The organism is Streptomyces sp. NPDC006335, assembly GCF_040612795.1.
Taxonomy (GTDB): domain Bacteria; phylum Actinomycetota; class Actinomycetes; order Streptomycetales; family Streptomycetaceae; genus Streptomyces.
On the sequence record NZ_JBEXQX010000015.1, the window covers coordinates 142,766 to 155,222 of the forward strand.

Here is a 12,457-nt window from a genome sequence, read left to right on the forward strand (position 1 = left end):
GCTCAGACGCCGCCGCGCTGTCTCAGCACCGACCCCGACCGGCCCTTCACGACCTCCAGTTGGGCGTGGATGCGGCGGCGCAGATCGGCGACATGGCTCACGATGCCCACGCTGCGGTCGCGTTCCCGCAGGGAGTCCAGGACGTCGAGGACCTCGTCCAGGGTCTGGTCGTCGAGGCTGCCGAAGCCCTCGTCGATGAAGAGGGTGTCGAGCCGGACCCCGCCGGCCTCGTCGGTGACGACGTCCGCGAGACCGAGGGCCAGGGCGAGCGAGGCGAAGAAGGTCTCGCCGCCCGACAGTGTGGCCGTGTCCCGCTCGCGTCCCGTCCAGGCGTCGACGACGTGCAGTCCCAGGCCGCTGCGGCCGCGGCCGGTGCGGCCGTCGGAGTGGACGAGGGTGTAGCGGCCGGACGACATCCGTTGCAGGCGCACGGTCGCCGCGGCCGCCACCTGTTCCAGGCGGGCCGCGAGCACATAGGACTCCAGACGCATCTTGCGTTCGTTGTCCGCGGAGGTGCCCGCGGCGAGCGCGGACAGACGGGCCACCCGGTCGTACTCCGCACGCAGCGGCGCCAGTCGCCTGAGGCCGTCGGCCGAGCGGGCGGAGAGCCGGTCGAGCTCCGCGCAGCGCCGGGCGGCCGCGTCGCGCGCGGAGGCGGCCTCGCGGACCCGGCGGCCCGCGTCGGCGGCGGCCCGCTCGGCGGCGAGGACATCGGCGGGCGGCCGCTGGGCCGCCTCCGCGGTGTCGGACTCGGCGAGCACGGCCCGTACGGCTGCCTCCTCGGCCTGCCAGGCATCCAGCCGGTGCTGGAGGTCGCGGTGGGCCGCCTCGTCGAGGAGGGCGTCGGCCGCGGCCTGCGGGGTGTCGAAGCCGGCCCGGAAGGCTGCGTCGGCGAGGCGGGCGTCGGCGTCCTTGAGCCGCTGGGCGGTGTCCTCGGCGACGCGCGCGCTGTCGGCGGCGGTGGTGAGCAGCGCGGCCTGCCGCTCCAGCTGGGCGGCGCGGGCGGCCACGCTGTCGGCGGCGCCGCGCGCTTCGGCCAACTCCGCTTCCAGGGTGGTGTGTTCCCTGGCCAAGGCGTCCCGACGGGCGGCGCGCGAGGCGGTGCGCACGGCGGCCTCCTGCTGGGCGGTCAGGCGTTGTTCGCGCTCCCGCTCGGCCTGCCGCAGCTGTTCCGTCGCGGTGTGCAGCGCCGAGGCGAGGGTGCGGACGTGCGCGTACTCGCGCTCCAACTCGTCGGCCTGGACGGCGAGTTCCTCGGTGGAGGTGTCGCCGGCCTCGCCCTGGGCGGCGGCCAGCGCCCGCTGGACGAAGGCGAGGCGCCGCTCGGCCTCGGCCCGCTGTTCGTCGGCGTGCTGCGAGGTGGCGAGCGCGTGCTCCTCGGTCTCCCGGTCGACGTGGCCGGCGTCCTTGCGGGCGGGGGCGGGGTGTGCGGTGGCGCCGCAGACCGCGCAGGGCTCGCCGTCGGTGAGCTGTGCGGCCAGCTCGGCGGCGATGCCGTTCAGCCGCCGCTCCTTGACGTCCAGCCAGTGGGCGCGGGCCTGCTGTGCCCGGTCCGTCGCGTCGATGACCTGCCGCTGGGCGTCGTCGGTGTCCCGGGCGAACTGGTCGCGCTGGCGTGCGGCGGCGAGCCGCTTGCGGGCGGGCTCCCGCTGCACGGCGAGCTGTTCGGCGCGGGTGGCCGCCTCCTGGGCCGACTCGACGGCGTGCTGGAGGCCCGCGCGGGCCTCCTCCCAGCCGGCCAGCCAGGCTTCGGCCTCCTGGAGGACGTCCTCGTCGGAGCGCTCCTCGCTGTCCAGGTCGGCGCGTTCGCGGACGAGTTCGGTGAGCCGCCGCTCGGCGCGCCGGGCCGAATCCAGGCCGCCCAGCTCCTCGGCCGCCCGGCGTGCGGCGGTCGCGAGTCCGGCGGCGCCCGCCCCGGCGAAGGTCTCCGGCAGCCGCTCACGCGCGCGTGTCTCGGCCTCGGCCGCCCTGCGGTGCTCGGCCTCGGCCGCCTCCCGAAGTTCCAGCGCGGGTGCCACCGCCTCCGCCTTGCGGGCCCGCTCCATCCGGGCCTGCGCCTGGTGGTAGCCGTCGGCCCGCTCCGCCAGCAGCGCGGCCCGCTCACGCGCCTGGGCGAACCGGCGTTGCAGCCGGTCGACTTCGCGTACGTCGGCCAGGGCGCGCTCGGCGGCGGCCTGAGCGGACTCGGCGGCGGTGAGCCCGCAGTGGGCGATCGTCAGCTGTTCGCGGGCGGTGCTGCGGGCGACGGCGGCCGCGCCCAGGACGGCCTCGCCCAACCCGGGCTCACCGGGCGCCAGTTCGGGCAGCTCCATGGCGTGGCCGGCCGCCTGCTGCATGCGGTGCGCGTCGGCCAGCAGCGCGGCGTCGGCCTCGCGGACCTGTGCCTCGGCCGCGCGGCGACGCTCCGCCAGCCGCTTCTCGACCTCGGCGAACCGGTGCGTGTCGAAGAGCCGTCCCAGCAGCTTGCCGCGCGCCTCGGCGTCGGCCCGCAGGAAGCGCGCGAAGTCGCCCTGGGGCAACAGCACGACCTGGCAGAACTGTTCGCGGCTCATGCCGAGGAGCTGGGTGATCTCCTCACCGATCTCCTGGTGGGACCGGCTCAGGTCCTTCCAGGCCCCGGAGGGCGGGTCGTACTCGCGCAGCCAGCTCTGGGCCTTGTCGAGCGTCGTACCGGTACCGCGCTTCTTGGGTCGCTCCCACGGGGGTTGGCGGGTGATCTCCAACCGGCGTCCGGCGACGGTGAGTTCGAGGCGGATCTCGGTGCGGGTGCTCGGGGCGGCGTGGTCGCTGCGCAGTGCCGTCCCCTGGCCGCTCTGCCGAGCCCCGGGCACCGAGCCGTACAGCGCGTAGCACACGGCGTCGAGGACGGAGGTCTTCCCGGCGCCCGTCGGCCCGTGCAGCAGGAACAGGCCGGCCGCCGACAGCTCGTCGAAGTCGACCGTCTGGGAGCCGCCGAACGGCCCGAAGGCGGTGATGTCCAGCCGGTGCAGCCTCACCGCGCCACCTCCCGCACGGCGTCGTCCGCGCGCACGGCGTCGAACGCGTCCCGCAGCACGGCCTGTTCCCGCTCGTCGGGCCCGGCGCCGCGCACATGGGCCACGAAGTCCTCGGCGATCTCCTGGTCGCTGCGTCCGGCCAGCCGCCGGGCGTACGACACGTCGGGGTCGTCCGGCGCCCGCTCGGGGTCGAACACGAGGCTGAGGGTGTGCGGGAAGCGCTCACAGAGCCGGGCCATGGGTTCCGCCGGGCGGACCGGGTCGGTGAGGGTCGCCTCGACCCAGGCCTCCTCCTGCGGCACGAGCCGCGGGTCGGCGAGGAGCTCCTCCAGCGTCCCCCGGATCCGGGCCAGCGCCCGCGGCACAGGGCAGTCGACACGCTCGACGGTGACCGCGCCCCGGGCGTCCAGGTCGACGAGCCACATGCTCTTGCGGTGGTCGGTCTCCGAGAAGGAGTACGGCAGCGGGGAGCCGGAGTAGCGCACGGGCTCGGTGATGGTCTGGCTGCCGTGCAGATGCCCGAGGGCCGCGTAGTCGACCCCGTCGAAGACACCGGCGGGCACGGCGGCCACTCCGCCCACGGTGATGTCCCGCTCGCTGTCGCTGGCCTCGCCGCCAGTGACGAAGGCATGGGCGAGGACGACGGACCGCGTCCCCCGCGCGCGCGTGGCGAGGTCGGCGCGGACCCGGTCCATGGCGGCGGCGAGCACGGCCTCGTGCCCCGCCTTCTTCACGCCGAACTCGTCCTTCACCAGGGCGGGTTCGAGATAGGGCAGACCATAGAAGGCCACGTCGCCGTGAGCGTCGGAGAGCACCACGGGAGTTCCGCACGCCGCCGGCTCGGTCCGCAGATGGATGCCGGCGCGCCCGATGAGTCCCGCGCCGACGCCGAGGCGGCGGGCGGAGTCGTGGTTCCCGGAGATCATCACCGTCGGCACGCCGAGGTCGGCGAGCCGGTGCAGGGCGTCGTCGAACAGCTCGACCGCGGCGAGCGGCGGCACCGCGCGGTCGTACACGTCTCCCGACACGACCACCGCGTCGACCCCGTGCTCCCGCACGGTCGTGACGAGGTGACCGATGAACTCGGCCTGGGCCCCGAGCATGTTGACCCGGTGGAACGCCCGGCCGAGATGCCAGTCGGAAGTGTGCAGCAGTCTCATGATCCCCGACCCTAACGGCCGGGTCTGACATCACGGGCGGTTACTCCCGTATCGACCCGTCATACCCCGACTCCGGAAGGCCCGTTATGTCCGGAAAGCCCAACTAGGCGTCTCCGTACGCCTCTCCTCCGAGCTCGAACCCCGCCGTCCCCGCGGTCACGTCCGCCAGCCATCCCCGGAACGCCTCCACGTCCGCGTCCGGCAGCCCGATCTCGATCGTGACCGCCTCGCCGTAGCGGACGTCCCGGACCTCGCGGCCGGTCGAGCGCAGGTCGTTCTGCACCTTGCCCGCGCGCTGGTGGTCGACGGTCACCGTGGCGAGGCGGAACCGGCGGCGCGTGAGGGTGCCGAGGGTGTCCAGGGCCTCGCCGACCGCGCCGCCGTACGCCCTGATGAGTCCGCCCGCGCCGAGCTTGACGCCGCCGTAGTAGCGGGTGACGACGGCGACGACGTACCGCATGTCCCGGCGCAGCAGCATCTGGAGCATGGGGACGCCGGCGGTGCCGCCGGGTTCGCCGTCGTCGCTCGCCTTCTGGATCGCGGCGTCGGCGCCGATGACGTACGCGTAGCAGTTGTGGGTGGCGTCGGCGTGCTCCTTGCGGACCGACGCGACGAAGTCCTGGGCCTCCTGCTCGGTGGCCGCGGGGGCGAGGGCGCACAGGAAACGGGAGCGGTTGACCTCGGTCTCGTGCACGCCCGCGCGGGCCACTGTGCGGTACTCGTCCTGCATCCGGCCAGCCTAACGGCGTGGTGCGCGTCGCCAGGAGCGGGAGCGGGAGCGGGCGGATCTCATGGACTGCCCGGGTGACTGTGGAGCGGTCAACGTCGTAGGGAACGGGCACAGCCGCGTGCGGAAGCTGGAAGCGCAGGACCACCAGGGTGGCTATCACCCGGTCGGTGAGAAAGCCGCCAAGAGCCCTCAGAAACGCCCTAGTCCCGCTGGGCGGCGAACAGTTCCAGATGTGCGCAGGTGGGACAGCGATAGGCATCGATCTGCCAATGGGGCCGGCCCATCCTCCTGGCACCGCCGAGCGGGCCTCGCTGAAGGGGGCCCGCGATCCACCGCGCGAACCCGCGAGCGCCTTGTCCGGAGTCCTCGACGAAGCCCGGCTCCAGCCCCACCGCACCGCAGTGGGTGCACCGTATGTTGTTCATCGTGGGAGTGTAGTGAGCGGCTGTGGGCGTTGGTCATGGGGACCGGTTCCCGTCGCCCTCCTCCCATGTGACGCGCGGCAAACGGGCCGTGGACTTTCGAACGCGGCCCGTTGATCCGTGATCGAACACCGGTCGTGGCCGGGTGGACCTCGTGGTCCTCCCCCGGTCACTTCCTCCCGCGCGGCACCATCACGGACGTGAGCAGTGCCGTCCCCGGCTCCAGAGCCCGCCAGGACGTGCCGTGCCAGGCCAGCACCGCGATCGCCGAGGTCGGGAACTTCACCCGCACCTCGTCCAGCGCGTCGTCGAGGCTGTCCCCGGCCAACGTGAGGACCAGCTCCTCCAGGCCGGGGTTGTGCCCGACGAGGAGCAGCGTCACGACCTCGGGAGGTGTCTCGTGCACGGCCGCCAGCAGCTCCGGTACGTCGGCCCCGTACAGCTCGGGGTCGAGGCGTACCGGCGGCGGGGTGCCCCACTCGGCGGACGCCAGCTCCCAGGTGTGCCGGGCGCGCACGGCGGTGGAGCACAGCGCGAGGTCGGGGAGCAGGTCGGAGGCGGCGAGGACACGGCCCGCCTCCGGCGCGTCCCGGCGGCCGCGGGGCCCGAGGGGGCGTTCGTGGTCGGCGACGCCCTCGGGCCAGGCGGACTTGGCGTGTCTCAGCACGACCAGCCGGCGCAGCGGGCCCGCTCCGGGGCGCTCGATCATGCCGGGGCTCCCAGGTCGCGGGTGAGTTCGAGCCCGAGCAGCCGGTCCGCGTAGGCGTACGTCTCGAAACGGGCGCCCTCCGGCAGGTCCGACTCCTCGACCCACCGCAGCACGCGCAGCACCTCGGGTACGTCCAGGTCGTCCTCCCAGGCGGTACGGAGCCGTCCGCGCACCTCGTCGGGGACGGGCCGGGACGGATGCCGGGCCCAGTCGGCGACGGCCCGGCGCCAGCGTACGAGGGTGTCCTGGGCGTCGTTCAGGGCTGTCCCGTCGAGCTGGGCGGGCGTGCTCCGGGGCGGGGTGAGCAGGGCGAGGCGGACCTCGGCGGGGTCGGCGACCTGCGGGACGTCCGGTGTCCCGACGGGGGCGACGGCGACGCGGACCCCGTCCGGGGCGGCGCCGCCCTCCCCCACCACGTGGAGGACCTGGGAGTCTCCCCAGCCGGGGCCGACGTCCCGGCGGTCCTCGAAGGGCCGGATGCCCAGGGCGGCGGCGTCCGCGTGCAGCTCGGCCTGTTCGCGGCCGCCGGTGAGCAGCGCCCACACGGGCGTGCCGCCGATCTCCAGGGCGCGGACGAGAAGGTCGGCGACGAGCAGGACGCGCAGGGCGGAGGCGTCGTAGCCCGGCACATGGGCTTCGACTCGGGTCAGGCCCCTGCGGGCGGGGACGGCGTCGACGGTCTCGCCGGTTCGGGCGTCGGTGATGCGCAGCACGGGGCGAGCGTAGGCGGGCGGAGCGCTCCGCGCAGCCGACTGACCGGTATTCCGGACACGCTCACGCACGCGGTAGCGGACCCCGACCCTGACCCCGGCCCCGGCCCCAGCCCCAGCCCCAGCCCCAGCCCCGGGAAGACCCGGACGGCGGCCGGTGTTCCCTCCCATGCCGCAGTTCCCCCTTCCTTCTTCCCTAGGAGATCCGACGTGTACGGCGACCCAGCGACGGTCCGCAAGATCCTCACCGAACTCGGCGACACCTGGGCCGTCGTGGGCCTGTCGTCGAACCAGCGGCGCGCGGCCTACCGCGTAGCCGAGGTGCTCCAGCGCTACGGCAAGCGGATCGTGCCGGTCCACCCCAAGGCGGAGACCGTGCACGGCGAGCGGGGGTACGCCTCCCTCGCGGACATCCCCTTCGACGTGGACGTGGTCGACGTGTTCGTGAACAGCGACCTCGCCGGAGCGGTCGCCGACGAGGCCGTCGCCAAGGGCGCGAAGGCCGTGTGGTTCCAGCTCGACGTGATCGACGAGCCCGCGTACGACCGCACCCGTGCCGCCGGCCTCGACATGGTCATGGACAGGTGCCCGGCGATCGAGATCCCCCACCTGGGCTGACCTCTCTCCCGAATTCCTGAAACACTCGCAAGGAATTCCCCGCAGAGAAGTCAAATACACGACAACCGCCTTTAACTCAAAGGCGGTGGATTCGTAATCTGGGGCCGCTCACACAGTAAATGTATGTAATTCGTGAGAGGCCCCTTAATTTATGGTAAGCGTCGATTCAGCACCTGAGACAAAGGGGATACCGGGCGGCGGTCTGCGGCGGGACGTGGGGCTGATCGGGCTCATGTGGGCCTCGGTGGGCTCCATCATCGGTTCGGGCTGGCTTTACGGCGCCCAGGAAGCGGTCGTCGTGGCCGGGCCCGCCGCCGTCATCTCGTGGGTGATCGGCGCGGTGGCCATCGTGCTGCTCGCCCTGGTCCACGCGGAACTCGGCGGTATGTTCCCGGTGGCCGGCGGCACCGCACGATATCCGCACTACGCTTTCGGCGGCCTCGCCGGAATGTCCTTCGGCTGGTTCTCCTGGCTCCAGGCGGCGACCGTGGCGCCGATCGAGGTCGAGGCGATGATCGGTTACGCCGGTCACTGGTCGTGGGCGCGTGGACTCCAGCACGCGGACAAGACGCTCACCACGAGCGGACTCCTCGTCGCGGTACTCCTCATGGCCGTCTTCGTGGTCGTCAACTTCCTCGGCGTACGGGCACTCGCGCACACCAACAGCGCCGCCACCTGGTGGAAGATCGCGGTGCCGCTGGCGGCCATCTTCATCATCGCGATCGGCAACTTCCACCCGGCCAACTTCCACTCGGAGGGCTTCGCTCCGTTCGGCGCCAAGGGTGTGCTGAGCGCGATCAGCACCAGCGGCATCATCTTCGCCCTGCTCGGCTTCGAGCAGGCCATCCAGCTGGCGGGCGAGAGCCGCAACCCCCGGCGGGACCTGCCGCGCGCGACCATCGGCTCGGTCGCCATCGGCGCGGTCATCTACGTACTGCTCCAGGTCGTGTTCATCGGCGCGCTGCCGCACAGCACGTTCGCCCACGGCTGGGCGAAGCTCGACTACCCGGGGATCACCGGTCCTTGGGCCGGTCTCGCGACCCTCGTCGGCCTGGGCTGGCTGAGCGTGGTGCTGTACCTGGACGCGGTGATCTCACCGGGCGGCACCGGGCTCATCTACACCACGGCGACCTCCAGGGTCTCCTACGGCCTGGCCAGGAACGGTTACGCGCCCAGGCTGTTCGAGCGCACCGACCGCAGGGGCGTGCCCTGGTTCGGCCTCGCCATCTCCTTCGTGACCGGCGTGGTCTGCTTCCTGCCCTTCCCGAGCTGGCAGCAGCTGGTCAGCTTCATCACGTCGGCGAGCGTCCTGATGTACGCCGGTGCCCCGCTGGCGTACGGCGTCTTCGCGGACCGGCTGCCGCACCACGAGCGCCCCTACCGGCTGCCCGCGGGCTCGGTCCTGTCCCCGCTGTCCTTCGTGGTGGCCAACCTCATCATCTACTGGGCCGGCTGGCACACCCTGTGGCGGCTGGGGGTCGCGATCCTCCTCGGCTACGTGCTGCTCGGCGGTTACGCGCGCTACGCCATCGCCAAGAACCTGCCCGACGCGCCCCGCCTGGACTGGAAGGCCGCCCAGTGGCTGCCGGTCTACCTGGTGGGCATGGGCCTGATCTCCTGGCAGGGCGGCTTCGGCGGCTCGGGCCGGATCGCCCTGTGGTGGGACATCGCGCTCATCGCCGTCTTCTCGCTCGTCATCTACCACTGGGCCAGGGCCACCGCGTCCCCGGCCGCGGAGATCGAGCGCAGCATCGACGAGGTCGTCGTCACCGACGCGCCCGCGCACTGAGACGAGCGCCCGGGTGCCTCGCCGCGGAGGCACCCGGGCCCTCCCCGTCCCGACCGGAGGGCCGACATAATGACCGGGTGACGTCCCACCCCAACTCCCTTGCCCCACAGCGCTTTCCGGTCGTCGTCGTCGGTGCCGGACCCGCCGGGCTGACGATCGGCAACATCCTGCGGGCCGCCGGCGTCGACTGCCTGGTCCTGGAGGTGGAGACCCGCGCGTTCATCGAGCGGCGGCCGCGCGCGGGCGTCATCGAGGAGTGGGCGGTACGGGGTCTGCAACGGCGGGGTCTCGCCGACACCCTGCTGGAGCGCGCCCAGGTGCACACCGAGTGCGAGTTCCGCTTCGCCGGCGACCGCTTCCGCTTCACCTACGGCGAGCTGACGGGACAGCACCACTTCGTCTACCCCCAGCCCCTGTTGGTCACGGACCTGGTCCACGAGTACGCCGACGTACGGGGCGGCGAGATCCGCTTCGGCGTCCGGGACGTCCGGCTGCACGACCTGGAGACACCCCGGCCGTCCGTGTCGTACACCGACGCCGAAACAGGCGAACGGCAGCTGGTCGAGTGCGAGTTCGTGGCAGGCTGCGACGGGGCCCGCGGGGTGACCCGCACCGTCCTGCCCGAGACCACGAACATCGCCCGGCACGACTACGGCGTCGGCTGGCTGGCGCTGCTCGCCGAGGCGCCGCCGTCCTCCGACTGCGTCCTGTTCGGCATCCACCCGAACGGTTTCGCCGGGCACATGGCCCGTAGCCCCGAGGTCACCCGCTACTACCTGGAGTGCCCGCCCGGCGACGACCCCGAGAACTGGTCCCACGACCGGGTCTGGGCCGAACTCCAGCAGCGCCTGGGCGCGGACGGCACCCCGCCGCTCACCGAGGGCCGGCTGATCGAGAAACGCGTCCTCGACATGCACAACTACGTGGTCGAGCCGATGACGTTCGGCCGTCTCTTCCTCGCGGGGGACTCCGCCCACCTCACCGCGCCCATAGCGGCGAAGGGCATGAACCTCGCCCTGCACGACGCCTTCCTGCTCGGCGACGCGCTCGTCGCCTACCTCGGCGAGGGCGACGGCAGCGGACTCGACAGCTACTCGCAGGCCTGTCTGCGGCGCGTGTGGGACTACCAGGAGTTCTCCCAGTGGCTCTCCGAGGTCTACCACGGCACCTCGTCGGGCGACGAGTACCGCGCGGGCACCACCTTCGCCCGCCTGCGCCGCCTGTTCACCTCACCCGCCGCTGCCACCGCCTTCGCGGAGCAGTATCTCGGCACGGCGGCCGCCTACTGATCCCTCAGTCGTGCACCGGCCGGTCGCTGAGCCGGTGGTCGGCCACGCTCAGGGCCTCGTCGACGAGCCGGCGCAGATGGCCGTCGCGCAGGGCGTAGACCACCCGGCGTCCCTCCTTCCGCGTGTTCACCAGCCCGGCCAGCCGGAGCCGGGCCAGGTGCTGGCTGACGGCGGGCCGGGCCGCCCCGCACGCCTCGGTGAGCGTGGTGACGTCGGCCTCTCCCCCGGCCAGGGCGTGCAGCAGGGTGAGGCGGGTGCGGTCGCCGAGCAGGGCGAGGATCTCGGCGGCGAGGGCGAACTGTTCCTCGCCGGGGGTGCGCGGGTGCGCATCGTGTGCAGTTGATAGGTGCATGCGTGCGCTCATACGCACATAATGGCTCCATGGACGCGGTACGTCCACCACCGCGCGCACGGAAGGGGCAGCACGTGAGCGGCCACCACCACGAACACCCTCACCCGCACGAACACGGGCAGGGGCACCGGAGCCACCGGCTGCGCCACCGCCTCGCCCACCTCCTCACCCCCCACTCCCACGAGACCGCCGACAAGCTCGACTCCGCCCTGGAGTCCTCCGCCCGCGGCATGCGCGCCCTGTGGGTCTCGCTGGCGGTGCTGGGGGTCACGGCCCTGACGCAGGCGGTCGTCGTGGTCGTGTCCGGGTCCGTCGCGCTGCTCGGCGACACGGTGCACAACGCGGCGGACGCGCTGACCGCCGTACCGCTGGGCATCGCCTTCGTGCTGGGCCGGCGCGCGGCCACCCGCCGCTTCACGTACGGCTACGGCCGCGCCGAGGATCTCGCGGGCATCGTGATCGTGCTGACGATCGCCGCGAGCGCGGCCTTCGCGGGGTGGGCGGCGATCGACCGGCTGCTCGACCCACGTCCCGTGGCGCACGTCCCGGCGGTCGCCGCGGCCGCGCTGGTGGGCTTCGCGGGCAACGAGTGGGTCGCCCGCTACCGCATCCGGGTGGGCCGGGACATCGGCTCGGCCGCCCTGGTGGCGGACGGACTGCACGCCCGCACCGACGGGTTCACCTCACTGGCCGTGCTCGTCGGGGCCGGCGGCTCGGCCCTGGGCTGGCAACTCGCCGACCCGATCGTGGGGTTGGCGATCACGGCCGCGATCACGCTGGTGCTGCGGGACGCGGCGCGCGAGGTGTTCCGGCGGGTGCTGGACGCCGTCGACCCGGCCCTCGTGGACCGTGCCGAGGGGGCGCTGCGCGAGGTCGAAGGGGTGCGCGGGGTGGGCGAGTTGCGGCTGCGCTGGATCGGGCACCGCCTGCGTGCGGAGGTGGCCGTGGTGGTGGACGGCGAGATGACGGTACGTCAGTCGCACGCGGTGGCCGTGGCCGCCGAGCACGCCCTGCTGCACGCGGTGCCCCGCCTCACGGCAGCCCTGGTGCACGCCGATCCGGCGCCGGTGCCGGGCGAGGCGGACCCGCATCACGCCCTGGCCCACCACGCGTCGGCCTGAGCTCAGGCGACGCCCAGTCCCTCCAGCACCACGGCGCCCGGCAGTTCCGCGAACGCCTTGCCGGGCACCAGCAGCTTCCCTTGTCGCCGCCCGCTGCCGACCAGGACGTAGGGCAGGTCGACCACGGCCGAGTCGATCAACAGCGGCCAGTCGGCGGGGAGTCCGATCGGGGTGATGCCGCCGTACTCCATGCCGCTCTCCCCGGTCGCCGTGTCCATCGAGGCGAAGGACGCCTTGCGGGCGCCGAGTTGGCGGCGGACGACCCCGTTGACGTCGACCCGGGTGGTGGACAGCACCACGCATGCGGCGAGCGTGGTCTCACCGCCGCGCCTGCCGGCCACCACGACACAGTTCGCCGACTGCTCCAGGAGCTCTTGGCCGTAGTGCTCGACGAAGACCGCGGTGTCGGCCCACCGCGGGTCGGTGTCGACGTACACGATCTGCTCGGCGGGGACGCTGCCGCTCCAGTGGCGTACGGCGTCGGCGACCGGGCGGACCAGCTCGTCGAGGGCGGCGGGGGCGGGGGTGGCGTGGTCGAAGTGTCCGATGGGTGCGTCCATG

The 12,457-nt window shown here is 73.1% G+C and carries 12 protein-coding genes; 4 read left to right on the forward strand and 8 right to left on the reverse strand.

Annotation, left to right across the window (positions count from 1 at the left end):
• Positions 1-2: 2 nt before the first annotated feature.
• The 6 genes from ABZ098_RS33195 to ABZ098_RS33220 form a co-directional block, all read right to left on the reverse strand.
• Complete coding sequence (locus ABZ098_RS33195) at positions 3-2,996, reverse strand: SMC family ATPase (RefSeq protein ID WP_356597438.1); 2,994 nt, start codon at positions 2,994-2,996, stop codon at positions 3-5.
• Positions 2,993-4,156, reverse strand: coding sequence for an exonuclease SbcCD subunit D (locus tag ABZ098_RS33200; RefSeq protein ID WP_356597439.1), 1,164 nt, complete (start codon positions 4,154-4,156; stop codon positions 2,993-2,995). Before ABZ098_RS33200 ends, ABZ098_RS33195 begins: the two co-directional genes overlap by 4 nt.
• A gap of 103 nt (positions 4,157-4,259) precedes the next feature.
• The gene (locus tag ABZ098_RS33205) at positions 4,260-4,886 is read right to left on the reverse strand and encodes a YigZ family protein (RefSeq protein ID WP_356597440.1); all 627 of its coding nucleotides are present in this window, start codon (positions 4,884-4,886) and stop codon (positions 4,260-4,262) included.
• A gap of 200 nt (positions 4,887-5,086) precedes the next feature.
• The gene (locus ABZ098_RS33210) at positions 5,087-5,311 is read right to left on the reverse strand and encodes a hypothetical protein (protein WP_356597441.1); all 225 of its coding nucleotides are present in this window, start codon (positions 5,309-5,311) and stop codon (positions 5,087-5,089) included.
• Positions 5,312-5,477: 166 nt separating this feature from the next.
• Positions 5,478-6,017 (reverse strand): histidine phosphatase family protein, encoded by a 540-nt coding sequence (locus ABZ098_RS33215; RefSeq protein ID WP_356597442.1) that lies wholly within the window; start codon positions 6,015-6,017, stop codon positions 5,478-5,480.
• Positions 6,014-6,730, reverse strand: coding sequence for a hypothetical protein (locus ABZ098_RS33220; protein ID WP_356597443.1), 717 nt, complete (start codon positions 6,728-6,730; stop codon positions 6,014-6,016). Before ABZ098_RS33220 ends, ABZ098_RS33215 begins: the two co-directional genes overlap by 4 nt.
• 207 nt (positions 6,731-6,937) lie before the next feature.
• On the opposite strand from ABZ098_RS33220, the gene ABZ098_RS33225 reads away from it, so the two are divergent.
• The 3 genes from ABZ098_RS33225 to ABZ098_RS33235 all read left to right on the forward strand — a co-directional run bounded on the left by ABZ098_RS33225 (position 6,938) and on the right by ABZ098_RS33235 (position 10,423).
• Positions 6,938-7,345, forward strand: a complete 408-nt coding sequence (locus tag ABZ098_RS33225; RefSeq protein ID WP_356597444.1) for a CoA-binding protein — start codon at positions 6,938-6,940, stop codon at positions 7,343-7,345.
• 151 nt (positions 7,346-7,496) lie between these two features.
• Entirely contained in the window at positions 7,497-9,134 is a 1,638-nt protein-coding gene (locus ABZ098_RS33230; protein ID WP_356597445.1) for an APC family permease, read from the forward strand.
• 77 nt (positions 9,135-9,211) lie between these two features.
• A complete protein-coding gene (locus ABZ098_RS33235; RefSeq protein WP_356597446.1) occupies positions 9,212-10,423 on the forward strand; it encodes a 4-hydroxybenzoate 3-monooxygenase in 1,212 nt (403 codons plus the stop codon).
• Between the two features lie 4 nt (positions 10,424-10,427).
• Here the strand turns inward: ABZ098_RS33235 and ABZ098_RS33240 are convergent, their stop codons facing one another.
• Entirely contained in the window at positions 10,428-10,787 is a 360-nt protein-coding gene (locus tag ABZ098_RS33240) for a metalloregulator ArsR/SmtB family transcription factor (protein WP_356597447.1), read from the reverse strand.
• Positions 10,788-10,804: 17 nt separating this feature from the next.
• Here ABZ098_RS33240 and ABZ098_RS33245 point away from each other — a divergent pair, with 17 nt between their 5' ends.
• On the forward strand, positions 10,805-11,896 hold the full coding sequence (locus tag ABZ098_RS33245) for a cation diffusion facilitator family transporter (RefSeq protein WP_356597448.1): 1,092 nt from the start codon (positions 10,805-10,807) through the stop codon (positions 11,894-11,896).
• Positions 11,897-11,898: 2 nt separating this feature from the next.
• Here ABZ098_RS33245 and ABZ098_RS33250 read toward each other — a convergent pair whose 3' ends face one another.
• Positions 11,899-12,456, reverse strand: coding sequence for a YbaK/EbsC family protein (locus ABZ098_RS33250; protein WP_356597449.1), 558 nt, complete (start codon positions 12,454-12,456; stop codon positions 11,899-11,901).
• Between the last annotated feature and the right edge of the window lies 1 nt (position 12,457).